Origin of the sequence: Tardiphaga sp. 20_F10_N6_6 (assembly GCF_052076045.1) — a bacterium.
Lineage (GTDB): Bacteria > Pseudomonadota > Alphaproteobacteria > Rhizobiales > Xanthobacteraceae > Tardiphaga > Tardiphaga robiniae.
Window position 1 is genome coordinate 6,271,489 of record NZ_CP197239.1, and the last position, 24,223, is coordinate 6,295,711.

23 protein-coding genes are annotated in these 24,223 nt (G+C 60.8%); 14 read left to right on the forward strand and 9 right to left on the reverse strand.

Annotated features, from left to right (window positions below; all coding sequences use genetic code 11):
- Positions 1-175: 175 nt before the first annotated feature.
- Positions 176-502, forward strand: a complete 327-nt coding sequence (locus tag AB7813_RS29900) for a hypothetical protein (protein ID WP_089268246.1) — start codon at positions 176-178, stop codon at positions 500-502.
- A gap of 64 nt (positions 503-566) precedes the next feature.
- Here AB7813_RS29900 and AB7813_RS29905 read toward each other — a convergent pair whose 3' ends face one another.
- The 4 genes from AB7813_RS29905 to AB7813_RS29920 all read right to left on the reverse strand — a co-directional run bounded on the left by AB7813_RS29905 (position 567) and on the right by AB7813_RS29920 (position 5,154).
- On the reverse strand, positions 567-1,328 hold the full coding sequence (locus tag AB7813_RS29905) for an ABC transporter permease (RefSeq protein ID WP_068734061.1): 762 nt from the start codon (positions 1,326-1,328) through the stop codon (positions 567-569).
- 1 nt (position 1,329) lies between these two features.
- Positions 1,330-2,250, reverse strand: a complete 921-nt coding sequence (locus AB7813_RS29910; RefSeq protein WP_089268247.1) for an ABC transporter ATP-binding protein — start codon at positions 2,248-2,250, stop codon at positions 1,330-1,332.
- A 154-nt stretch (positions 2,251-2,404) separates the two neighbouring features.
- Positions 2,405-2,686 carry a type II toxin-antitoxin system HicB family antitoxin gene (locus AB7813_RS29915; RefSeq protein WP_089268248.1) on the reverse strand — a complete coding sequence of 94 codons (282 nt, stop codon included), beginning with the start codon at positions 2,684-2,686 and terminating at the stop codon, positions 2,405-2,407.
- Positions 2,687-2,688: 2 nt separating this feature from the next.
- On the reverse strand, positions 2,689-5,154 hold the full coding sequence (locus tag AB7813_RS29920; RefSeq protein ID WP_439083770.1) for an ATP-dependent helicase: 2,466 nt from the start codon (positions 5,152-5,154) through the stop codon (positions 2,689-2,691).
- Between the two features lie 270 nt (positions 5,155-5,424).
- Between AB7813_RS29920 and AB7813_RS29925 the strand changes: the two genes are divergently transcribed.
- Entirely contained in the window at positions 5,425-5,598 is a 174-nt protein-coding gene (locus AB7813_RS29925) for a DUF1328 domain-containing protein (protein WP_089268250.1), read from the forward strand.
- A gap of 3 nt (positions 5,599-5,601) precedes the next feature.
- On the opposite strand, the gene AB7813_RS29930 is transcribed toward AB7813_RS29925, so the two are convergent.
- A complete protein-coding gene (locus AB7813_RS29930; RefSeq protein WP_439083769.1) occupies positions 5,602-6,108 on the reverse strand; it encodes a thioesterase family protein in 507 nt (168 codons plus the stop codon).
- An 81-nt stretch (positions 6,109-6,189) separates the two neighbouring features.
- Here AB7813_RS29930 and AB7813_RS29935 point away from each other — a divergent pair, with 81 nt between their 5' ends.
- From AB7813_RS29935 to AB7813_RS29945, 3 genes are all read left to right on the forward strand, one after another.
- A complete protein-coding gene (locus tag AB7813_RS29935; RefSeq protein WP_439083768.1) occupies positions 6,190-7,605 on the forward strand; it encodes an FAD-binding oxidoreductase in 1,416 nt (471 codons plus the stop codon).
- A gap of 194 nt (positions 7,606-7,799) precedes the next feature.
- The gene (locus tag AB7813_RS29940; protein WP_439063356.1) at positions 7,800-9,116 is read left to right on the forward strand and encodes an MFS transporter; all 1,317 of its coding nucleotides are present in this window, start codon (positions 7,800-7,802) and stop codon (positions 9,114-9,116) included.
- A 225-nt stretch (positions 9,117-9,341) separates the two neighbouring features.
- Positions 9,342-13,013 carry an AsmA family protein gene (locus AB7813_RS29945; protein ID WP_439063357.1) on the forward strand — a complete coding sequence of 1,224 codons (3,672 nt, stop codon included), beginning with the start codon at positions 9,342-9,344 and terminating at the stop codon, positions 13,011-13,013.
- 56 nt (positions 13,014-13,069) lie between these two features.
- Here the strand turns inward: AB7813_RS29945 and AB7813_RS29950 are convergent, their stop codons facing one another.
- The 4 genes from AB7813_RS29950 to AB7813_RS29965 form a co-directional block, all read right to left on the reverse strand.
- The gene (locus tag AB7813_RS29950; protein ID WP_068734045.1) at positions 13,070-13,327 is read right to left on the reverse strand and encodes a ribbon-helix-helix domain-containing protein; all 258 of its coding nucleotides are present in this window, start codon (positions 13,325-13,327) and stop codon (positions 13,070-13,072) included.
- Positions 13,324-13,512: a DUF4169 family protein gene (locus AB7813_RS29955; protein ID WP_068734044.1), complete on the reverse strand. Its 189-nt coding sequence runs from the start codon at positions 13,510-13,512 to the stop codon at positions 13,324-13,326. Before AB7813_RS29955 ends, AB7813_RS29950 begins: the two co-directional genes overlap by 4 nt.
- A gap of 294 nt (positions 13,513-13,806) precedes the next feature.
- Positions 13,807-15,219: a class II fumarate hydratase gene (gene fumC, locus AB7813_RS29960; RefSeq protein ID WP_175367164.1), complete on the reverse strand. Its 1,413-nt coding sequence runs from the start codon at positions 15,217-15,219 to the stop codon at positions 13,807-13,809.
- Between the two features lie 108 nt (positions 15,220-15,327).
- Positions 15,328-15,843 carry an SspB family protein gene (locus AB7813_RS29965; RefSeq protein ID WP_089268256.1) on the reverse strand — a complete coding sequence of 172 codons (516 nt, stop codon included), beginning with the start codon at positions 15,841-15,843 and terminating at the stop codon, positions 15,328-15,330.
- Positions 15,844-16,099: 256 nt separating this feature from the next.
- On the opposite strand from AB7813_RS29965, the gene AB7813_RS29970 reads away from it, so the two are divergent.
- From AB7813_RS29970 to hflC, 9 genes are all read left to right on the forward strand, one after another.
- Entirely contained in the window at positions 16,100-16,702 is a 603-nt protein-coding gene (locus AB7813_RS29970; protein WP_089268257.1) for a chromate transporter, read from the forward strand.
- Positions 16,699-17,235 carry a chromate transporter gene (locus AB7813_RS29975; RefSeq protein WP_120289067.1) on the forward strand — a complete coding sequence of 179 codons (537 nt, stop codon included), beginning with the start codon at positions 16,699-16,701 and terminating at the stop codon, positions 17,233-17,235. The genes AB7813_RS29970 and AB7813_RS29975 overlap by 4 nt, the downstream gene beginning before the upstream one ends.
- Positions 17,236-17,327: 92 nt before the next feature.
- Positions 17,328-17,828, forward strand: coding sequence for a tripartite tricarboxylate transporter TctB family protein (locus AB7813_RS29980; protein ID WP_089268259.1), 501 nt, complete (start codon positions 17,328-17,330; stop codon positions 17,826-17,828).
- A gap of 13 nt (positions 17,829-17,841) precedes the next feature.
- Positions 17,842-19,407, forward strand: coding sequence for a tripartite tricarboxylate transporter permease (locus tag AB7813_RS29985; RefSeq protein ID WP_170849787.1), 1,566 nt, complete (start codon positions 17,842-17,844; stop codon positions 19,405-19,407).
- A gap of 127 nt (positions 19,408-19,534) precedes the next feature.
- On the forward strand, positions 19,535-20,518 hold the full coding sequence (locus AB7813_RS29990; RefSeq protein WP_089268260.1) for a tripartite tricarboxylate transporter substrate-binding protein: 984 nt from the start codon (positions 19,535-19,537) through the stop codon (positions 20,516-20,518).
- Positions 20,519-20,684: 166 nt separating this feature from the next.
- A complete protein-coding gene (locus AB7813_RS29995) occupies positions 20,685-21,479 on the forward strand; it encodes a thymidylate synthase (RefSeq protein WP_089268261.1) in 795 nt (264 codons plus the stop codon).
- Positions 21,476-22,012, forward strand: coding sequence for a dihydrofolate reductase (locus AB7813_RS30000; protein ID WP_439063358.1), 537 nt, complete (start codon positions 21,476-21,478; stop codon positions 22,010-22,012). Before AB7813_RS29995 ends, AB7813_RS30000 begins: the two co-directional genes overlap by 4 nt.
- A 152-nt stretch (positions 22,013-22,164) precedes the next feature.
- Positions 22,165-23,319 carry an FtsH protease activity modulator HflK gene (gene hflK, locus AB7813_RS30005; RefSeq protein WP_089268263.1) on the forward strand — a complete coding sequence of 385 codons (1,155 nt, stop codon included), beginning with the start codon at positions 22,165-22,167 and terminating at the stop codon, positions 23,317-23,319.
- Positions 23,316-24,209 carry a protease modulator HflC gene (gene hflC, locus AB7813_RS30010; protein ID WP_089268264.1) on the forward strand — a complete coding sequence of 298 codons (894 nt, stop codon included), beginning with the start codon at positions 23,316-23,318 and terminating at the stop codon, positions 24,207-24,209. Before hflK ends, hflC begins: the two co-directional genes overlap by 4 nt.
- Positions 24,210-24,223 lie beyond the last annotated feature (14 nt).

Sequence of the window (24,223 nt, forward strand, 5' to 3'; positions counted from 1 at the left end):
AATGTTGGGCTAGGCGGCACCAAGGCGGCGACCGGGCCGAAAGAGGGCTCGGCCCGACCCGACGATGCGCGATAGGAAGCTTCTCATGAAGGCAGATGGAACCGGTTCCTAGGTCGCGCGTTGCCCTCCCACAATCGCAAGCGGCGAATTCTCGTCGCTCAGAGGGAAGCTCCAGATGACCGTTAAGACCGCTGTGTTGCCGATCAGTTCATCGATGAAGACCCGCCTGGCGTTCGCCGCGGGCGTGCTGGCTCTGGTCGCCATGCCGCATTTTGCGCAGGCGCAGGGCGTATTCCGGGGTGGTGAGCAGGGGGCCAACCAAGGTTACCGTGACGGCAATCGCGCCGCCGGACCGGTCGGCGGTGTGGTCGGTGGCGCAGTTGGCCTCGGCGTCGGCGCGGCCGTGGGCGGCGTGAAGGGTGTACTTGGAATTCCAGAAGGTCGACGGACACAGTGCCGCGGCTATTACAACCGCCATGGCAAATTCCGCTGCTATCGCTAAGCAGACATTGATTTGAAATGAAAATGGCCCGGTTCAAACCGGGCCATTTTTATTATCAGCGATTTCAGTTTTTCAGCTTGTAGCCGGTCTTGAAAATCCACCAGACGACGAACATGCAAATCACCAGGAACATGCAGGTGACGCCGATGCTCCAGCCGACACTGACGTCGGAGATTTCGTAGAAGCTCCAGCGGAAGCCACTGATCAGATACACGACCGGATTGAGCAGCGTGACGGTTCGCCAACCCGACGGCAGCATGCTGACGGAGTAGAAGCTACCGCCCAGGAAGGTTAGCGGCGTCACCACCAGCAGCGGGATCGCCTGCAGTTTCTCGAAGCCGTCGGCCCAGATTCCGATGATGAAGCCGAACAGGCTGAACGTAACTGCCGTGAGCACCAGGAAGGTCAGCATCCACCACGGATGCAGGATGTGCAGCGGCACGAACAGTCCGGCGGTGGCCAGAATGATCAGGCCCAACAGGATCGACTTGGTCGCAGCAGCACCGACATAGCCGAGCACGACTTCGACGTAAGATACCGGCGCCGACAGCAATTCATAGATCGTGCCGGTGAATTTCGGAAAGTAGATACCGAATGACGCGTTGGATATGCTCTGTGTTAATACCGACAGCATCACGAGACCAGGCACGATGAAGGTGCCGTAGCTGACGCCCTCGATCGAGGTGATGCGCGAGCCAATGGCTGCGCCGAACACCACGAAATACAGCGAGGTGGAAATCACCGGCGAAACGATGCTCTGCAGCACGGTGCGCCAGGTGCGCGCCATTTCGAACAGATAGATGGCGCGGACAGCTCTGAAGTTCATGTTACTTCCTCACCAGGCTGACGAAGATGTCTTCGAGCGAGCTCTGCGTGGTGTCGAGATCGGAGAAGCGGATGCCGGATTCACGGAGATCGCCAAGCAGGCTGGTGATCCCGGTACGTTCGCTCTTGGTGTCGTAGCTGTAGATCAACTGGTGGCCGTCCGCTGCCAGTTCGAGGTTGTAGTGAGCCAGGCTGGCTGGAATCTCCGTGACCTTGCCTTGCAGATACAGCTTGAGCTGCTTCTTGCCGAGCTGCTCCATCAGCTTGGTCTTTTCCTCGATCAGGATGATCTCGCCCTTGTTGATGACGCCGATGCGGTCGGCCATCTCCTCGGCTTCTTCGATGTAATGCGTGGTGAGGATGACCGTGACGCCGGCAGCGCGCAGCGTGCGCACGACTTCCCACATGCCCTTGCGCAATTCGACGTCGACGCCGGCGGTGGGCTCGTCGAGGAACAGGATTTGCGGCTCGTGCGACAGCGCCTTGGCGATCATCACGCGGCGCTTCATGCCGCCGGACAGCGTGATGATCTTGTTATCCTTCTTGTCCCACAGCGAGAGGTCTTTCAGGATTTTCTCGATCAGCGCCGGGTTCTTCGGTTTGCCGAACAGGCCGCGGCTGAAACTGACCGTGGCCCAAACCGATTCGAAGGCGTCGGTGTGCAGTTCCTGCGGCACCAGCCCGATCAGCGACCGCGCGGCGCGATAGTCCCGGGCGATGTCGTGACCATCGACCATGACCTTGCCGGAGGTGGCATTGGCGATGCCACAGATGATGCTGATCATCGTCGTCTTGCCAGCGCCGTTCGGCCCCAGCAGCGCGAAGATCTCGCCGCGGTTAATATCGAGGTCGATACCCTTCAGGGCCGTAAAGCCCGAGGCATAGCTCTTGGTCAGATTGGAGACGGAAATGATGGGTGACATCGGCGATATGATCGTTCGAAAAGGGGAAGGCAGAGGACCGGGCGGTCATACCGGGACGCACGAACGGCGCAGCCGAAACGGCTTTGTCGGGCGCGGGGTGCGTACATAGGAATGAAGATGCGCCGGCGCAATCGCGGAACAGGCAATTTTAGGGCTATTCTGCGGCTTCGTAGTCGATCTCGACAATCGTGCCACCGTCGGCCGCATCGGCAAATGCAGGGTCGCTGGTTAATTGCTCGATGGTGCGCGGCGTCGGAAGGCCGCTCGAGCCGTCCGGATTGCGCCAGTCTCCGGCCGCGTATTCGAGCGTTTCCTCGGCTTCCTCGATGGCTTCATCGAGGGTGTCACCGGCGGTCACGATGCCGGGCAGGTCGGGAAAGGAGACGTTGAAGGTGCCGCTGGCATCCTTCTGAATGAGTGCAATATAGACCGGCATTGTCAGACACGTTCCACGAAACTGTCGACGACCTTCTTCTCCCCCGCCTTCTCGAAGACGATGGTGAGCTTGTTGCCGTCGATCTTGGTCACATTGCCGTAGCCGAACTTCTGGTGGAAGACGCGATCCTGCAGCGTGAAGTCGGACTCCGTGCCGGTGGACTTCGCGATCAACTCGCCCTCGATAGTCATCGGCCGCTTGTTTCGCGATGAAGAAGAGCCGCCGAAAGGCGACTGGCCTTCGCTGAAGCCGCTGCCGCCCTGTCCGCCGCGCGAGCGGTTGGCCTGCGCGCGCTGCCAGCCCGGTGTCGAATAGCTCGATCCGAACGATTCCACGTTGTCGAAGCGCGATGCGCCGTAGCCTCCGGCGCCGCCCCAGCCCGAACCGCCCTTTGATTCCGTGATCTCGACATTGGCCGCCGGCAATTCATCGAGGAAGCGCGACGGCATCGTCGTGTTCCAGGTGCCGTGAATGCGCCGGTTGGTCGCGAAATAGAGCTTGGCGCGGCGGCGCGCGCGGGTGATGCCGACATGGGCGAGGCGGCGTTCTTCCTCGAGCCCGGCGCGGCCCTGATCGTCGAGTGCCCGCTGATGCGGGAACAGGCCTTCTTCCCAGCCCGGTAGAAAGACGTTGTCGAATTCGAGCCCCTTGGCCGAATGCAGTGTCATCACCGACACGGCATCCTCGTCGGCGCCGCCTTCGCGGTCCATCACCAGCGAGATGTGTTCGAGGAAGCCCTGCAGGTTCTCGAACTCTTCCATCGAGCGCACGAGTTCCTTGAGGTTTTCAAGTCGGCCGGCAGCGTCGGCGGAGCGGTCCTTCTGCCACATGTCGGTGTAACCGCTTTCGTCGAGCACGATCTCGGCGAGTTCGGTATGCGGGATGACTTCGCTTTGCTTGCGCCAGCGCTCGAAGCTCATCATCAGGTCGCGCAGGCTGCCACGCGCCTTCGGCTTCATCTCGTCGGTCTCGACGACCTGACGGGCAGCCTCAGAGAGCGGAATGCGGCGACGACGTGCGTGATCGTGCAGCATCTGCACGGTGGCATCGCCGAGGCCGCGCTTGGGCACATTGACGATGCGCTCGAAGGCGAGATCGTCGGCCGGCGAATTGATCACGCGCAGATAGGCCAGTGCGTCGCGGATTTCGGCGCGCTCATAGAAGCGCGGGCCGCCAATGACCCGATAGGGCAGGCCGAGCGTAACGAAGCGATCTTCAAACTCGCGCATCTGGAACGAGGCGCGCACCAGGATCGCGATGTCGTTGAGCTTGTTGCCCTCGCGCTGCAACTGCTCGATCTCCTCGCCAATCGCGCGGGCTTCTTCCTCGGAATCCCACGAGCCGGTGACGGTGACCTTCTCGCCATCGACATCCTCGGTGCGCAGCGTCTTGCCGAGGCGGCCTTCGTTATGCGCGATCAGATGCGAGGCCGCGGCGAGAATATGGCCGGTCGAACGATAGTTGCGCTCCAGCCGGACGACCTTGGCGCCGGGAAAATCATGTTCGAAGCGCAGGATGTTGTCGACCTCGGCGCCGCGCCAGCCATAGATCGACTGATCGTCGTCGCCGACGCAGCAGATGTTCTTGAGCGGTGCGGTCGGTTTGTTGTCTGCCGATGGCGCGTCCGCTTCCGGCAGCACACGCTGCCCCGGCGCCTGCGACAGCAGCCGCAGCCACAGATACTGCGCGACGTTGGTGTCCTGATATTCGTCGACGAGGATATATTTGAAGCGCTGCTGATACTGTTTCAGCACGTCCGGATGCTCGCGGAACAGCCGGATACATTCCAGCAGGAGGTCGCCGAAATCCGCGGCGTTGAGGGTCTTCAACCGATCCTGATAGGCGGCATAGAGCTTGCCGCCCTTGCCATTGCCGAACACGGCGGCTTCGCCTGACGGCACCTGCGATGGCGTCAGTCCGCGGTTCTTCCAGCCGTCGATCAGGTTGGCCAGCATTCGCGCCGGCCAGCGCTTGTCGTCAATATTGTCAGCCTGCAGGAGCTGCTTGAGCAGTCTGATCTGGTCATCGGTGTCGAGCACCGTGAAGTTGGATTTCAGCTGCACCAGTTCGGCATGGGTGCGCAGGATGCGGCCACCGATCGAGTGGAAGGTGCCGAGCCACGGCATGCCTTCAACCGCCTGGCCGAGCATGATGCCGAGCCGGTGCTTCATCTCGCGCGCGGCCTTGTTGGTGAAGGTCACCGACAGGATTTCACCGGGCCGCGCACGGCCCATGCTGAGGATGTGGGCGATCCGCGAGGTCAGAACCTTGGTCTTGCCGGTGCCGGCACCCGCGAGCACCAGGACAGGGCCGTCGAGCGTCTCGACGGCGTCGCGCTGCTCCGGATTGAGCCCGCTCAGATACTGTGTCGCTGGCGCCGCAGCAGCGCGCGCACGCGCGCCAATGCCGCCCGCCGCCGGTTGGTAGGCAGGGAGATCGTTGGCGGGCATTTTGCGTGCGTCACTCATGCGAATCGTATTCCGCCCACGTTGGCACCGTGGGGCCTTAAAGGGGAGCCTTCTTAGCAGGATAGGAGGGCATATAGGAGCGAGAGGCTTCTGGCGACAGACTTATCCCCGCATGGGCTCATCTGACGCCCGTTGGCACGCAGGAGCGCTCTCGTTTCAGTGATGCTGGCTGGTACGTGGGTCGGGAACTTTCGTTCTTGCTCCGGCTTGTTTCAGCATCAAGCGCGACGGCGAATGCCGCGTCAAACACCAAAAACTGAGGTTTGTGCCATGTTCAGCTGGGTCGTTACTTTCCTCGTCATTGCTCTCATTGCCGGCGTTCTCGGCTTCGGTGGTGTCGCCGGCGCCTCCATCGAAATCGCCAAGGCGATCTTCTTCATCGCCATCGTCCTGTTCCTGATCTCGGCCGTTGTGGGCCTCGTCCGCGGCCGCACGCGCGTCTGACGGCTATTTCTTCGAGGGCATCCCGATCGATCGGCCGATGCCCTCCGGCCGCTCTGCGGAGTGATGTGCTTTGGCCAGCGCCTGCACGCGGGCGCTGATATCAGGCGGAAACGGCGCAACCTTCCGGGCGGCCATGTCCATGTGGAGCGTCATGTTCTCTGAGGTCGCCGACAGCCATCCCTCGGTGGCGTGGCGTAACTCCTTGAAGGTGTGAATGCGCTTGTCGTCTGCAGCGACAACCAGGATCGACACCTGCGCGGGATCACCGAGATGGATTTCCCTGACATAGCGAACATGGCATTCGGCCGTGAAGGTCGAGTTGTTGCGCGCCCTCATATATTCGGGACCGATCCCGATCTTGAGCCATAGATCGTCGATCGCCCGGTCGAACAGCACGTTGTAATAGGCCATGTTGAGATGGCCATTATAGTCGATCCATTGCGGTTCGATCTGCATGACATGCGCCCGGAAAGGGACGGGTTGCAGTAGATCGTCGGTTGGCTCAATCATCGGTAATTCCTGTCCCGCTCTCACGTCTCTTGACCCGTTATACAACCTTTGCCACGGTCCCGCCGCGTCGGAGGGACTGCTGTGGCTAGCATTGCGAACAATTTGAAACGACCGGAGCCGAAGGCCTTGGCCACGGCGCTTGAAGCGCTGACGGCGCGTTTTGGCAATCGGCTGGTGACGTCGCAGGCGGTTCGCGAGCAGCATGGCCATACCACGACATGGCTTGCCAACCAGCCGCCGGATGGCGTCGTGTTCGCGCAGGAAACCGCGGATATCCAGGACGTAGTCCGGATTTGTGCAGCGAACAAAGTTCCGGTGATCGCATTCGGCACCGGCACGTCGCTGGAAGGTCAGGTCAATGCGCCGGCAGGCGGCATTTGCATCGACATGCGCGACATGAACCAGATTCTGGAAGTGCACAGCGAAGACCTCGACTGCGTGATTCAGCCCGGCGTCACCCGCAAGGCGCTCAACGAAAATCTGCGCGATCAGGGCCTGTTCTTCCCGATTGATCCCGGCGCCGATGCGTCGCTTGGCGGCATGGCGTCGACGCGCGCCTCCGGCACTAACGCGGTGCGTTACGGGACGATGCGCGACAATGTGCTCGCGCTCAAGGTCGTGCGCGCCGACGGTGAGATCATCAAGACTGGCACCCGCGCGAAGAAATCTTCGGCGGGGTACGACCTGACGCATCTGTTTGTCGGCGCCGAAGGCACGCTGGGCATCATCAGCGAGCTGACCATCAAGCTGCGTGGCATTCCTGAAACCATGGCTGCCGCGTCATGTTCGTTCGCTACGGTGGCAGGTGCCTGTCAGGCGACGATTCTCGCGATTCAGACCGGCATTCCCGTTGCAAGGATTGAGCTGCTGAATGAGGCGCAGGTTCGTGCCTGTAATTCCTATTCCAAGCTGACGCTGCCGGAAACGCCGCTGCTGCTGCTGGAATTTCATGGCAGCGAGGCCGAAGTGGCCGAGCAGTCGCGAAATTTTCACGAGATCGCACTGGAATGCGGCGGTGGCGATTTCTCGTGGACGACGAAGCCGGAAGATCGCACCAAGCTCTGGCAGGCCCGTCACGATGCCTATTGGTCGGTGAAGAGCATGCGGCCGGGTTCCGACGTCGCGGCCACCGACGTCTGTGTGCCGATTTCCAAACTCGCGGAATGTGTCGCTGCGACGGAAGAGGATCTTGCGCGGCTCGGCCTGTTGGCGCCCATCGTCGGTCACGTCGGCGATGGCAACTTTCATTGCTCGATGGTCTGCGATCGCAACGATGCCAACGAGGTCGCCCGCGCGGAGGACTTCATGCATCGCCTCGCTCAACGGGCGCAGGCGATGGGGGGCACCTGCACGGGTGAACATGGCATCGGGCAAGGCAAGCAAAAGTATATGCAGGCCGAACTGGGCAGTGAGGCGCTCGACGCCATGCGGGCGCTCAAGAAGGCACTCGATCCCGACAATATCTTCAATCCCGGGAAAATCCTGCCGCAGGCGTGACGCCAGATTGCCGCATCCGGTCAGGCCGAATGCGGACGGGAAAATTCGGCAGCAGCGGCAATGCTTAACTATTCTTAAAAAGTTTAAAGTTGTAGATATAATTATATACCAGCATGGATTGCGCTTTTCGGTTACGGAAGGTGCAATCAAAAAGCTTTGACGCAGAATGCGTCCAATAAAAAAGGCATCATCCGATGCGGCTACCGTTTTTCTATGGTTGGGTCATCGTCGCCGTCACGTTCGTTTCCATGGCCATCGGGGTCAATGCGCGGACATCGTTCTCGCTGTTCTTCCCGCCAATTCTCCAGGAATTCGGCTGGGACCGTGGCGTCACTGCCGGTGCCTTTTCATTCGGCTTCCTGATTTCCGCGATCATGAGCCCGCTGATGGGCAGACTGATGGATCGCGGCGGCCCGCGAGCCGTCATGGAACTTGGCACCGTGCTGATGGCTGCTGGCCTATTGCTGGCGCCGCTGACGACGCAGCCGTGGCATTTGTACATGACCATCGGCGTTCTGGTCGGCGCAGGCAGCGTCTGCCTCGGCTATTCCGGACAATCGCTGTTTCTGCCGAACTGGTTCAGCCGCAAGCGTGGCCTCGCGGTCGGCCTCGCATTCGCCGGCGTCGGCATCGGGTCTGTGACCGTGCTTCCCTGGGTGCAGGTGATGATCGAGCAGACGGGTTGGCGCACCGCCTGCACAGCGGTCGGGCTCGTGGTGCTGGTCGTGCTCGTGCCGATCAATTTGTTGTTGCGCAAACGCCCGCAGGACATGGGGCTCTTGCCGGATGGCGATCAGGCGCCGACCTCGTCGGCGAAACATGTATCCAATGTGGTTGATCCGGTTTGGGCCAGTATCGACTGGACGCTGGCACGCGCCATACGAACGACGCGGTTCTGGTGGCTCGCACTCGGCCTGTTCGGCGGGCTGTATGCCTGGTACGCGGTTCAGGTCCATCAAACCAAGTATCTGCTCGACATCGGCTTCACGCCGGGTGTCGCCGCCTGGGCGCTCGGTATGGTCAGTCTGTTCGGTGTGCCCGGCCAGATATTTCTGGGCCATTTGTCCGATCGCATCGGCCGCGAATGGATCTGGACCGTCAGCGGTGTCGGTTTCGCAATCTGCTTTGCGTCCCTGATTGCGCTGGAATCCGTGCCGAGTCTGGCGCTCGTCTATGTCATGGTGATCTCGCAGGGCCTGCTGGGCTATGGCGTGACGTCCATCATGGGCGCCGTGGTTTCCGAGATTTTCCAGGGCGAGCATTTTGGCAGCATTTTCGGCACGCTCATGCTGGCCGCGCTGGCCGGCGGCGCCGCCGGTCCCTTGGTGACAGGTGTCCTGCACGACCACTTTGGTACCTATACGCCTGCATTTGCCCTTGGAATCGCAGTCAGCTTCCTCGCGACCTTCGCGGTCTGGATGGCGTCGCCGGGCAAGGTAAGGGCGGTGGCCGGACGTTTGCACCGCGCCCATGGCGCCGCAAAACCGCTGGAGCAGGGTGCTTCGACTTAATCGAAGCCGGGCGATTTGCCGCAAGCGGACGGCGAGGGATGGCCGATCTGGCCATGTATTGCGTGCTGTGACTTCGCCACAGTTGGTTCTATAAATAGATGCGTTCCCGCGTATTTCTGCGTGGCCCTGCAACGTCTGTAAGGCGTATTGCCCAGTGACGTGCTGCAATGCACTTTGCCTGGCAGGCAGGCGGACATTCTGCCGGAGCGCTTGAGGGGAGATTCGGTGCAGACGACACTGCTCGGCCTGGCAATTGCATTTATCCTGGCGCTGGTTGCTGCTCTGGTCGGCCCCTATTTCGTCGACTGGAATCAGTTCCGCCCGCAATTCGAGGCTGAAGCCACGCGCGTGGTCGGTGCGCCCGTTCGCGTCAGCGGCGGGCTGGAGGCGCGGCTGCTGCCGGCGCCGTCGCTACGGCTGCAGTCGATCACGGTGGGCAGTCCCAACGATCTCGGCAGGATCCGTGCAGACAATCTCGATGTGGAATTCAGCCTGAGTTCGTTGATGCGCGGCGAATGGCGCGCAACAGAACTCACCATCGGCGGCGCCGCGGTCGATCTCGGCCTCAATGCGCAGGGGCGTATCGAACTTCCGGCTTCCACCGGGCCATTCAATCTTGGCGCGCTGGCGATAGACCGGTTGAACGTCACCGGTCGCGTCGCACTCCACGACGCTGCGAGCAAGAGCACGCTCGAACTCTACGACGTCGCCTTCAGCGGCGATGTTCGCTCATTGGCGGCCGGCGCCATGCGCGGCGATGGCAATTTCCTGTTGTCGGGCGCGCGCTATCCGTTCCGTTTGTCCTCCGGCCCGACAGGTGACGGTAACGGCACGCGCGTTCGTTTCACTGTCGACCCCGGCGAGAAGCCCTTGTCCGTCGATCTCGATGGCGTACTCAACTTCGACAATCGCACGCCACGCTTCGACGGCGCACTGACTCTCGCAAGCCCGGCCGGCCTGAAGGCGAATGGCGCGGGCGATCAACTGTCAACGCCGTGGCGCGTCTTCGCCAAGGTCAAGGCCGATCCGGCCGTTGCGCATATGGAAGCGCTTGAAGCCAGCTATGGCGCGGAAGAGACCGCTTTCAGGTTCGCTGGTCTTGCTGACATGCGCTTTGGCACATCGCCACTGCTGCATGCGGTGCTGTCGGCCAAGCAGCTCGATGCCGATCGGCTGCTCTCCAGGGATCAAGCGACCAACGATGCGGTGACGCCGTTGCCGGCGTTGCGCAGAGTGTTGTCGAGCATGCCGATGGCGCCCTTCGCGACACAGATCGAGATTGGCGTGGAGCAGATCATGCTCGGCGGAAAGCCTGTGCAGAATATCGGCGCTGACCTGCGTAGCGATGCAGCAACATGGACGGTCGATCGTCTCGAGTTTCGCGCGCCAGGCGCGACCCGCGTCACGTTGAGCGGCGGCGCAGCACAGCCAGGTGCATCGAGCGGCTTCAAGGGGGCGATCGCGGTCGAGTCGTCCGATCCGGATACGCTTGCTGCGTGGCTCAAGGGCCGAACAGACGTCGGCTTGCGCAATCAGAAGCCGCTACGCATTCGTGGCAATATCACTTCGGTGTCCAATCGCTTGGCCATCGAGGCACTGAAGGCGGAGATCGACGGGGGTACGATCGAAGGTCGTGCTGCATATTCGTATTCCTCGGCTGCTGGCGGCTCCCGCTTCGATGCCGACCTGAAGGCCGACCGGCTCGATCTCGACGCAGCGGTGGCTTTGATCCGATCGCTTGGCGAGCCGCAGGCCGAGTGGCCAGATGTAGGGCAGGTGTCACTCGATATCGGTCGTGCTGTGTCAGCCGGGCAGGAGATGCGCCCGTTCGTGGCGCAACTGGCCTACAGCCCAAAGACGATCTCGGTCGATCGCTTCAAAGTCGGTGAAGCCACCGGCCTGATGCTCGACGGCCGCGCGTCGTTCGATCGCATGGAAGCCACGGGCGGACTGACACTCAACGCCACGTCCGCATCGATGAGTCAGATCAGCAACTTGCTCACGCCGCTGGCGCCGTCTGTTGCGGCGAGGCTCAGCGCCATGACCGCGACGCCCGGCGCGGTTCGAGTCAAACTGTCGCTCGATCTGGCAAAGGATCAACAACGCGCCGATCGCACAAATGCGCGCGCCGTATTCGATATCGATGCGGCGCAGGTGAAGGGGACGACGACGTTGACCGCATCTGCTCCCCTAGCGGCGATGCGTGGCGTCGACCTCAATGAGCTGTCGCGCAGCGATGTGACACTCGAGTCTAAATTGGCCGGGCAGGGCGGGCAACTTCTCGCATTGTTGGGCCTGAGTAACGTGATCGCCGCAAGCGACGCCGTTGTGAATTTCGAAGGATCGGCAAAAGGACAATGGCGCGCGCCGCTGCGCGTCACGGCAAAACTGTCCGGCGCGGATGTCGATGCCGATGTTCAGGGTAGTGCAGAACCTTGGGCGGGATCACCGAAAGCATCGCTCGCGCTTGCGATACGTCGCGCCAATCTGGCGCCGCTGGTCGCTCTCAAGCCGTCGGATGCGGCCGCGCAGAATGTCAGCCTGTCATCGCGGCTCACATTGAACGGCGACAAAGTTACGTTGGAGGATATCGACAGCACACTGGCTGGCTCGCGCGTGCGCGGCCGTATTGCGCTGACGCTCGGTGCCGAGAAAGCCATCGATGGTCAGATCGGCATGGATGCGATCGAACTTGGACCGGCCTTTGGTCTCGCTGTGGGCACGAGAGGTCGCGACGCCACGGATCCGCTCGGGCATGGTGTGCTGCAGGGATGGCGCGGGCAGTTGGCCTTTCAGGCGCTGCGCGGGACATTGCCTGGCGGTGTTGAATTGCGTCCCATCAGTGGCACTGTGAAGAGTGATGGCCAGGCCCTGACGATCGATACGATCAAAGGGTCTGTCGGTGGCGGCGAGATCACGGCCGATGTCGATCTGAAGCCATCGATCAGCGGATATGCGCTTGGCGCCCGTGTGCAATTTTCCGGCGTAGATGGAGCGGCGTTGCGCTATCGCTCTCTGACAATGCCCGGGGGCAAGACGTCGCTGCGGATGACGCTGGCCAGTCAGGGGCGGAGTGCCTCGGCTCTGGAAGGCGCATTGTCCGGCAGTGGATTGCTGACGATCGACGGGGCGCGCATCAATGGCCTCGATCCACGTGCCTTTGACATTGCCATTCGCGCCAGCGATTCTGGGCAGGCCACGAATGACGTCAAGTTGCGTCAGATCGTCGATACAGCGATCACCGGCGGTGCATTGTCCGTAACTTCGGTGCAGGTCCCGTTCAGTATCAAGGATAGCCGCCTGCGCGTTGGTGCGACGACGCTCGATGGCGAAGGAGGGCGTGCCATCGTGTCAGGAGGTTACGATATCGTTGCCGACCAGGTGGATATGCGCGCGACATTGACCGGCACGAGCGCGGGGACGTCGAGCGTTCGACCGGAAGTTCAGATCTTCGCGGTGGGAACGCCTGATAAGCTTGATCGCACGCTAGATGTGGCGGCGTTATCATCCTGGCTCGCAGTGCGCGCAATCGATCGCGAGACGCGCCGGCTTGATTCGCTTGAACGCGGTGAGTTGCCACCGGCGGCTGTGCCCGTTGCCGTTCCCCCGCCGTCCGCCTCGCTGCCCGTCGACACGCAGACGCCTGCGAGCGATCCACCGACAGCCTCTGCGCCCTCCGATGTGCTTCTTCCCGGTCGCGATCCGCGCCGTCTTGCACCGAAGGCTGCTACGCCTCGTCCTGCGACACCGCCTGTTGCGAGTCAGCAGGTTGCGCCGCTGCCAGCACCCATTGAAGTTCGTCCGGCACCCGGTGCTGCGCGCGCACCAAGGCCGAGGCCCGCGCCTCCGCTAGTACTGACACCGCCGACCGCGAGTTCAGCGCGGCCGACGTTCTGACGATGACTCAGCAAACACGACCGACGGCGAAGCGATTCGCTGAAGGTCGGCTGTGTTTACGCCGAGAGATTGTGCTCCGGCATCCGCTGTTGCGGAACGGCACGTGTACGGAAGTAATCGAGCACGAACAGCCGAATCGCGGACGACAAATTGCCCTGTTGACGGTTTGTGTCGATCTCACCAACCAGCTCGGAAAGCGTCATGTCGCGAAGATTCGAAATCTCCTTCATGCCGTTCCAGAACGCCTCTTCGAGACTCACGCTGGTCTTGTGACCCGCAACAACGATCGATCTCTTAACTACGGGCGATTTCATGATGCGTCCTCGCCATCGATGTGATGCTGATCCAGCACGTTGTTCGCACGGACTGTGCGCTGCTCCTGCAATGTTCGTTCTGACTTAGTTCGTCCGAAGCGCGCACGGTTTATATCGGCTTGTTTTGCCGATTCCTCTCGTGCAGTGCGCTTCTTGAAGCGATTGAGATTGATCAGGTCACCCATGATCGCTCCTGTCTTTAAAAAATGATGGGGTGGGAAACGTCGTCTTCACCATCCAGTAGTTGTACGAGACGAGGGTGAATTCGGTTTCGGTATCCATCCTAAAATATTCTCCGTAGTTCCAAACAAGCTCCGCAGAAAAATGAAGTCATCTACGAAGCGTAACCAGATCACCTTCTGCTGTATCACAAGGAAAAACGCGTCTGATATGCGACCATTCTAACCATTTAGCAGATATGAATTATAACTATTTCCTTCTGGAGTTATTCTCAACAAGCTGTGAGCAAATATTCTTGCTTACCCAGGATGTATCATTTTGGCCGGCTGAACAAGAAGATCGAACTCTGCTGCACTAACAAAACCGAGCCGCAGCGCTTCCTCCTTCAATGTCGTTCCGTTTGCATGAGCAACCTTAGCTACTTTCGCCGCGTTATCGTAACCGATTTTCGGTGCGAGTGCAGTCACGAGCATCAGTGATCGTTCCATCAACTCATGAATTCGTTTTTCATCGGCGCGAATGCCGTTGATGCAGTGCTCTGTGAAGGATCGCGCAACGTCTGCCATCAATTGGATGGACTGCATCATGCAATGGGCCATCACCGGCTTGTAGACATTGAGCTCGAAGTGACCCTGACTGCCGGCCACCGTAATTGCCGTGTGGTTACCGAATACCTGACAGCATACCATTGTCATTGCTTCACATTGTGTCGGATTTACCTTTCCAGGCATGATCGATGAGCCAGGCTCGTTCTCCGGAAGTATCAATTCGCCAAGTCCGGAACGCGGGCCAGATCCGAGCAATCGGATGTCGTTTGCAATCTTAAATAGACTAGTTGCAACTGAGTTGATCGCACCGTGTGCAAATACATAGGCGTCGTTTGATGCGAGTGCTTCGAATTTGTTCGGTGCAGTGATGAAAGGCAGCTTGGTAATTGTTGCTGCGTGCTTCGCGAACAACTTCGCAAAACGAGGCTTGGAGTTGAGGCCGGTCCCGACTGCAGTTCCACCTTGGGCGAGCGGGTAGAGATCCTTCACGACGCTTCGTAGGCGTTTGATGCCGCTTTCGATCTGTGCGGCATAGCCTGAAAACTCCTGCCCGAGCGTGAGAGGCGTCGCGTCTTGTGTATGTGTACGTCCGATCTTCACGATCTTTGCGAAGGCTTTTTCCTTCTTGCGCAACGCAGCATGTAGTTCGCTTAGTGCGGGGATGAGGTACTCAACAATACCCTGCGTTGCCGCAATGTGCATCGCAGTCGGAAACGAATCGTTGGACGATTGACTCATGTTGACATGGTCATTGGGATGCACTGGCTTCTTGGCGCCGCGTTCACCGCCAAGAAGCTCGTTCGCACGATTGGCAATGACCTCGTTGAGATTCATGTTGGTCTGCGTGCCGGAGCCGGTTTGCCAGACGACCAATGGGAAGTGATCATCCAGTTTCCCGTCGATGACTTCGCGTGCTGCGCTCACAATGGCCTTTGCAAGCTTGGGCTCGAGAAGTTTGAGTTCGCGATTGGTTTCGGCCGCCGCCAGCTTGACGATGCCGAGCGCGCGAATGATCGGCATCGGCATGCGATCGTGACCGATCTTGAAATTCTGTCGCGACCGTTCCGTTTGGGCTCCCCAATAACGATCCGCTGCGACCTCGATCGGACCGAAGCTGTCGGTTTCGGTGCGGGTGGTGGCGGAGGTCTTCGAGGATTTGGCCATGGGTACGGTCCTTGCGATGCCGCGCTCCCTGCAGAGACTTCTGGCGGGTGCGGCGCATAAGAATGGGGCCGCGCGAACGCGGCCCCGGCACCTTACAACGTCTTGCGATTATTTTTTCCGGAAGCGGTCTAAACGGACGACTTCTGCACCTTCGCCCGATTTTGGCGGTTCTTCCTCTGAAGCAGGCGCGGGCGGAGCCGGAGGGGCGGCGAGAGCAGATGCCGCAGTGGCTGCGGACGACGCACCGGCAGCCGGGGTCTCTACAGCGGTTTCGGTTTCGAACTGCAGGCCGAACTGCACTGAGGGATCGTAGAAACTCTTGATGGCGTTGAACGGCACGACGAGGCGCTCGGGGATGCCGTTAAAGGACAGGCCGACCTCGAAGCGATCTTCGGTGACCACGAGATCCCAGAACTGATGCTGCAGGATCACCGTCATTTCCTCTGGATACTGGGCCAGCAGGCGCGGCGACAGTTTGACGCCGTCGGCCGTTGAAACGAAGGTGATAAAGAAGTGGTGCTCGCCCGGCAGGCCATGCTCGGCAGCGTCGATCAGCACGCGCCGCAGAACGCCACGAAGGGCGTCGCGCGCCAGCACATCGTATCGAATATGATCGGTTGCCATCGGTCGGTCCCGTCGCTTGTCTTGGTCATGGCCATATATGGAGTGAGGGCGAGGCCGGAGGCCGACTCGCGTCACATACTGTTCTATCTATTCTATCCCGGTCTTGACCCGAGGTCAGCAGCCGGAAAAGCTGGCGCCCTCTATATATGACGCAAATTGGACGCGATACAGCCGGGCGGTCATTTCAACCGCCGATTGGCGTGGAAACAGGCAAAAATCGATTGGCCCGATGGGCGGATGGCCCTAGTTCTGGATCATGCGTCCAAGTTCACCACAGGCTGATGCCCCCATTGCGGAACTCGCGTCGGCATCGCCGCCGGGACTGCTGACGCTATTCCTTGCCTTTGCAAAGATGTCCCTGGCCGGTTTCGGTGGTGTTCTGGTTTGGGCGCGCCGGGCGATCGTCGAGCAGCACGGCTGGATGACGCCCGAGGAATTCAATGAGACTTTCGCACTTTGCCATTTCTTGCCGGGGCCGAATATCGTCAATCTGTCGGTGGTGTTCGGGGCGCGGTTTCGCGGTGTGCCTGGCGCTATTGCAGCCTTTGCGGGATTGCTGGGTCCGCCCGTGGTCATCGTGACCATTCTGGCGATCCTGTATGCACGCTTTGGGGATATCGAAGCGCTGCGGCGCACACTTGCCGGCGTCTCATGCGCTGCCGTTGGACTGCTGTTCGCGGTGATTTTCCGAATGATGCTGCCTCTTCTGAAGAAGCGTGAGCCCGTCAGCCTGGCGCTCCTGATCGCCGTTTTCGTCGCCGTTGGCGTGATGCGATGGCCATTGCCGACCGTTCTTCTGGTGTCGATTCCCGTCAGTATCGGCCTGACCATGTTGATGCGACGGCGGGCGGCAGCATGAACGATGCCACTCCCGGATCGCTTGTCACGCTGGCCTGGTCGTTCGGGCTGATGTCGCTTTTTGCCGTGGGCGGCGCCAATTCGGCCATTCCCGAAATTCATCGGCTCGCGGTCGATGTCAACCACTGGATGTCCGACAAGCAGTTCGCGGATGTGTTTGCGATCTCGCAGCTGTCGCCGGGGCCGAATGTTCTCATTGTGACGCTGATCGGTTATCAGGTCGCTGGCATCCTCGGTGCGATGGTTGCAACACTGGCCATGTGCGGGCCGACGGCCGTGTTTGCTTATTTTGTCAGCCAATTGCTTGCGCGCTCGGGCCACGCGCAATGGCCGGGAATCGTACAGGCCGCGCTGGTCCCCTTATCGATAGGTCTCATGAGCGCGAGCGGGTTGGTTCTGCTGTTCGCTTCTGACACCACCTGGACGGCGTTTCTGGTAACGGGGAGCGCCGCCGTTTTGGCGTTTGCCACGCGGCTTAACCCGCTATGGTTGTTAGTTGCCGGGGGCCTTCTTGGTTTCGCTGGCGTTCTCTGACGAAAATCGCTAGCAAGCTTGACCACGGAGCCGTTGGGCGGTCTCCGAACGATGTTGTTTGGGCTAAATGCTCGTGACAGGGGAACGTACCAATGAGTGATGCGCCGAGCCATGCGCCGGAGAAATCCATCTTACCGAGCTGGGTCAAAGGCCCTCAAGACTTTATCGGCGGCCTTGCTTTGGTGGCGATTGCTGCATTTGCTCTGTGGGCATCCAGCGATCTGCAGGGCATGCATGGCTTCTCGTTCGGAGCAGGTACCGCGCCGCGGATGTTCGGCATTCTGCTGCTGGGTCTTGGTGCAGCCGTAACCGTTGTCGGCATTTTCACAGAGGGCCCCGGGCTCTCCAAGTTCCACTGGCGCGGTCCGTTTTTTGTGGCGCTGGCCATTCTGGTTTTCGCGGTCGGCATTCGTCCGATGGGCATGATCTTCGCGGCGATGTCGAGTTTTCTGATTGCTGCGCTCGGCACGCCCGAGACGCGCTGGAAAGAAACGATCATCGTTGGCGCCTGCCTAACGGGCTTCTGCGCCTTGCTGTTCCCGTATGCGCTTGGTCTGCCGTTGCAGATGTGGCCGACATTTCTGATCCGCTAAGAACGAGGGCGTCATGGGTGATCTTTTTTCGAATCTCGGTCTTGGCTTCAGCACCGTCTTCCAGTTCGTGCAGTGGACGCCGGCGTTCCTTGGCGGAATGTCGATCCCGCTTCCGATCAATATTCTGCTCTGTCTGATCGGTGCGCTGGTCGGTACGCTGGTCGGCGTTCTGCCGGGCATCGGTACCATTGCCACCGTGGCGATGTTGCTGCCGATCACGTTCGGTCTGCCGCCGGTCGGCGCGCTGATCATGCTCGCCGGCATCTATTACGGTGCGCAATATGGCGGTTCGACCACGTCGATCCTGGTCAATATTCCGGGTGAAGCAGGTTCGGTCGTAACTGCGCTCGACGGCTTCCAGATGGCGAAGCAGGGCCGTGCCGGTCCGGCGCTCGCGATTGCAGCAATCGGCTCGTTCTTTGCGGGTTGCGTTGCGACGGTCCTTATCGCTGTGCTCGGCGCGCCGCTCACCAAGCTCGCGCTTGCGTTCGGTCCTGCAGAATACTTCTCGCTCATGGTGCTCGGCCTGATCTTTGCCGTGGTGCTTGCCAAGGGCTCGGTGCTGAAGGCGATCGCGATGATCGTATTCGGTCTGCTGCTGTCCATGGTTGGCTCCGACATCGAGACCGGTGCGTCGCGCATGTCGTTCAACATCCCTGAACTCGCTGACGGCCTAGGCTTCGCTACGGTCGCCATGGGTCTGTTCGGCTTTGCGGAAATCATCCGCAACCTGGATGCGGGCGGCGAGGAAGATCGCCAGCTCGTGCAGCAGAAGGTCACGGGCCTGATGCCGACCAAGAAGGATTTGAAGGACTCTGCGCCGGCAATTCTGCGCGGCACGGTGCTCGGCTCCATTCTCGGCATTCTGCCGGGCGGCGGCGCGGTCATCGCATCCTTCGCGGCCTATACGCTTGAGAAGAAGCTGTCGAAGGATCCGAAGCGTTTCGGTCGCGGAGCGATCGAAGGCGTTGCGGCGCCGGAAAGCGCCAACAACGCTGCAGCGCAAACCTCGTTCATCCCGCTGCTCACCCTCGGCATTCCGCCGAACGCGGTGATGGCGCTGATGGTCGGCGCGATGACCATCCATGGCATCGTGCCGGGCCCGCAGGTGATGCAGAAGCAGCCGGAACTCGTCTGGGGCATGATCGCCTCGATGTGGATCGGAAACCTGATGCTGCTCGTCATCAACCTGCCGATGGTCGGCATCTGGGTTCGGCTGCTTCGTGTGCCGTATCGCCTGATGTTCCCGTCGATCGTGGTGTTCTGCAGCATCGGCATCTATTCGGTGAACAACGCACCGATGGACGTGGTGCTCGCAGGCGTGTTCGGTTTGCTCGGCTACTGGTTGATCAAGCATGACTTTGAACCGGCGCCGCTGCTGCTCGGCATGGTGCTTGGTCCGCTGATGGAAGAGAACCTGCGTCGTGCACTGCTGATCTCGCGCGGCGATGCGACGGTGTTTTTCACCCGTCCGTTGTCGGCCACCCTGATGGCAATCTCGGCGTTCCTGCTGATCCTCGCTGTGCTTCCCGCACTGCGAAAGAAACGCGACGAAGTCTTCGTCGAATCCGAGAGCTGACGAATCTCTCCACACATCTGCGTCGTTACGCCACGGCCCGAAGTCGAATAGACTTCGGGCCTTTGCTTGTATTCAGTCCCGCGACTGTCGTTATTTTCGCGGCAAAAACATTTTCGGAGGAAACCAAATGAAGCTGTTCAATCGCAGAGTTGCGATCAGTGGCCTGGCGGCCGTCGCCGGCTTCGGCGCACTGGCAACCACTGTTCAGGCGCAGGAATACCCGACGCGCAACATCACCATGATCGTGCCGTTCGCGGCCGGCGGCCCCACCGATGTGATCGCGCGCATCGTCGCTGCGGACATGTCGAAGACGCTGGGCCAGCAGATCATCATCGAGAACGTCGTCGGCGCTGGCGGCACGACCGGCGCGACGCGTGCAGCGCGTGCGGCCAATGACGGCTACACGATCATCACCGGCCACATGGGCACCCATGCTGCGGCGGTGCCGCTGTATCCGAAGCTCGCTTATCACCCCGAGAAGGATTTCGAGCCCGTCGCGCTGCTCGCCGGCACGCCGATCCTGATCCTGGCGAAGAAGGATTTCGCGCCAAAGGATCTCAAGGAATTCGTCACCTATGTGAAGGCCAACAGCGACAAGTTGAACATGGCCCATGCCGGCGTCGGTTCTGTGTCGTACTCGTCCTGCGAATTGCTGAGCTCGGTTCTGGATATCAAGCCGACCGGCGTGCCGTTCAATGGCACCGGTCCGGCGATGAACGCGCTGGTCGGTGGTCAGGTCGATTATATGTGCGACCAGATCGTCAACGCGGTTCCGCAGATCAAGGGCGGCACCATCAAGGCCTATGCCATTGCGACGCCCGATCGTAACCCGTCGCTGCCGGACGTCCCGACCACCATCGAAGCCGGTCTGCCGAAGTATCAGGCCTCGGCCTGGAACGCGATCTTCGCACCCAAGGGCACGCCTGCCGCGATCACTGCCAAGCTGAACGCCGCGGCCGCCAAGGCGCTGGACGACGAGAACGTCAAGAAGCGTCTGCTCGATCTCGGTTCGGACATTCCGAAGCCGGAAGCCCGCACCCAGGCTGCGCTCGGTTCGCTGGTGAAGAGCGAAGTCGAGAAGTGGTCGGCGGTATTGAAGCCCGCGATGTGATCGGAACCGGCTAACCGGTTGATTTCAAGGGCTGGATCCCCAGGGATCCAGCCCTTGCCGTTTGCGGGGCAGGGACACACTTTTTCGGGTATAATCCGGGAATCGGCGTGTCCGACCACCGGACGAGGCGATAAGTTCGCCCGCTCACAAGCCCGCAAGATCGACCATGAACCAGTATCACGACCTGCTAGAGCGAATCCTGAGCGACGGTGCCGAGAAGCACGACCGCACCGGCACAGGCACGCTGTCGGTGTTCGGCCATCAGATGCGCTTCAAGCTCAGTGATGGTTTCCCCGTGCTGACCACCAAGAAGCTTTCGCTGAAGGCGATCATCCACGAGCTGCTGTGGTTTTTGGCAGGCGATACCAATATCAAATATCTCAAGGACCACGGCGTCTCGATCTGGGATGAATGGGCGGACGCCAATGGTGATCTCGGCCCGGTCTATGGATCGCAGTGGCGCTCATGGCCGGCGCCCGACGGACGGAGCATCGACCAGATCGCCAATGTGGTCGATATGATCAAGCGCAATCCGGACTCGCGCCGGCTGATCGTGACGGCGTGGAATCCCGCCGAGATCGACAAGATGGCGCTGCCGCCATGTCATTGTCTTTTCCAATTCTATGTCGTGAACGGCAAGCTGTCGTGCCAGCTCTATCAGCGCTCGGCCGACGTCTTCCTCGGCGTGCCGTTCAATATCGCCTCCTATGCACTGCTGACGATGATGATCGCGCAGGTCACGGGTCTCAAGCCCGGCGACTTCGTTCATACCCTTGGCGACACGCATCTCTATTCCAACCATCTGGAGCAAGCGCGGCTGCAGTTGACGCGGCCGACGCGTACGCTGCCGGTGATGAAGATCAATCCGGACGTGAAGGACATCTTCGCGTTCCGCTATGAGGACTTCACCCTCGAAGGCTACGATCCGCATCCGCATATCAAGGCCGAGGTTGCGGTGTGACCGCAACGACGGCTGTCCCTCAGATTGTCTTCGTCTATGCCGTCGCCGAGAACGGCGTGATCGGGCAGGGCAATGCCATTCCATGGCGGCTCAAGTCCGACATGCAGCGCTTCAAGGCGCTGACGATGGGCAAGCCGATTGTGATGGGGCGCAAGACGTTCGAGTCGTTTCCGAAGCGACCGCTGCCGGGCCGCACCAATATCGTCATCACGCGCAATGCCGACTATCAGGCCGCTGGGGCTGTAGTCACCGCGTCGCTTGCCGATGCGCGCGCGGTGGCGACTGGCGATGCGCTGCGGCGTTTGGTCACTGAGATTGCCGTGATCGGCGGCGCCGAGATCTATGCCCAATGGATGGGGATCGCCGGCCGTCTCGAAGTGACCGAAGTTCACGCGCAGCCGACCGGCGATACCTTTATGCCGCCGGTCGATCTCACTGTGTGGGAAGAAGTGGCACGCGTCAGGAATGCGGCGGCGGGCGAGGACAGCGTCGATTTCTCCTATGTGACATATTGCCGGAGAGCGCCTCGTTAACCGCGTTTTCCGCCCGTTAACATTGACTTTCGCGGCCTCGGGCATAGCTCCAGCGATCAAGAACCCCGCGTTGTAAGAGCTGGGGTCGTCCCCTATAAAGCCTGCAGACGTGGCGAGACCGGTATGTCCGGCCGCGCAGAGGAGAGTGTTGAATGCCGTGGAAGAATCAAGGCGGAGGCCCATGGGGCTCTGGTCCGAAGGGACCCTGGGGTTCTGGTCCGCAATCATCCGGACCGAGGCCGCCTGATCTTGAGGATCTGCTGCGCAAGGGGCAGGACCGCCTGCAGTCGATGCTGCCCGGCGGCTTCGTCAGCGGCATGGGCATCGCGCTCGTGCTCGCCGTGGCGCTCGTGATCTGGGGGCTGTCCGGTTTCTTCCGCGTGCAGTCCGAAGAGCTCGGTGTCGTGCTGCGCTTCGGCAAGCATGTCCGCACCGTGCAGCCCGGCCTGAACTATCATCTGCCTTATCCGATCGAGACCGTGCTGTTGCCGAAGGCGCTGCGCGTATCGACGCTGTCGGTCGGCATGTCGATCCTGGAAGACACCGGTCGCCGTGGCCGCACCATCCGCGATGTGCCGGAAGAGAGCCTGATGCTGACCGGCGACGAGAACATCGTCGATGTCGACTTCACCGTGTTGTGGCGCATCAAGCCCGACGGGGTCGGCAACTTCCTGTTCAACATCCAGAACCCCGAAGGCACCGTGAAAGCGGTCGCCGAAAGCGTGATGCGTGAAGTCGTGGGCCGCGCCAACATTCAGCCGATCCTCACCGGCGCACGCACCACCACCGAAACCCAGGTGCAGGAACTGATGCAGAAGACGCTCGACGGCTATAGCGCCGGCGTCCTGATCCAGCAGGTCCAGCTGCAGAAGGTCGATCCGCCGGCACAGGTGATCGATGCGTTCCGTGACGTGCAGGCGGCGCAGGCCGACGCCCAGCGTCTGCAGAACGAAGCCCAGACCTATACCAACCGCGTCGTTCCCGATGCGCGCGGTCGTGCTGCGCAGATCCTGCAGGTCGCCGAAGGCTATCGCGAACAGGCGATCGCCGAAGCAAAGGGCCAGAGTGCGCGCTTCCTGAAGGTCTACGACGAGTACAAAAAGGCGCCTGACGTAACCCGTCAGCGTATCTATCTCGAAACCATGGAGCGGATCTTCGGCGGAGCCGAGAAGCTGGTCTATGACGGCGGCCAGGGCGCCGGTGCGTCGCAAGGCGTCGTGCCTTACCTTCCCTTGAATGAACTGACGCCGCGGCGTCAGCCTCCGGCGCCATCTGGTCAGCCTCAGCAGAGCGGGAGCACCCGATGAAAACCGGCATCTCAGGTATCGTTGCACTGATTGTAGTGCTGGTGCTGGTCATCGTGGGCTTCGGCTCGATCTATACGGTGCGCCAGACTGAACAGGCCCTTGTGGTGCGACTCGGCGAGCCCGTTCGCGTGGTCACCGAACCCGGTCTGAACTTCAAGATCCCGTTCATCGACAGCGTGATCTCGATCGACAAGCGTATCCTCGATCTGGAAAACCCGGCTCAGGAAATCATCGCCAACGACCAGCGTCGTCTGGTGGTCGATGCCTTCGCTCGCTACAAGATCAAGAATGCCCTGCGCTTCTACCAGAGCATCGGCTCGATCCAGGCTGCGAACATCCAGCTCACCACGCTGCTCAACGCGGCCATGCGCCGTGTGCTCGGCGAGGTCACCTTCATCCAGATCGTGCGCGACGAGCGCGAGAACCTGATGAACAAGATCCGCGAGCAGCTCGACAAGGAAGCCGACGGTTACGGCATCTCCGTCGTCGACGTTCGTATCCGCCGCGCCGATCTGCCGGAGGCGAACAGCCAGGCGGTGTATCAGCGGATGCAGACCGAGCGTCAGCGGGAAGCTGCTGAATTCCGCGCCGGCGGTGGCCAGAAGGCGCAGGAGATTCGCTCCAAGGCCGATCGTGAAGCAACGGTGATCATCGCCGATGCGAATTCGACGGCTGAACAAACCCGCGGTGCGGGCGACGGCGAGCGCAACCGTCTGTTTGCCGAATCCTACGGCCAGGATCCGGAGTTCTTCGCGTTCTACCGCTCGATGACGGCTTACGAGAACGGATTGAAGAGCAACGACACCCGCTTCCTGCTGCGGCCGGATTCGGAGTTCTTCCGCTTCTTCGCCAATCCGTCGGGCAAGCCCCCCGCGGCAAAGCCGCAGTAACGGCGTCACTGGTT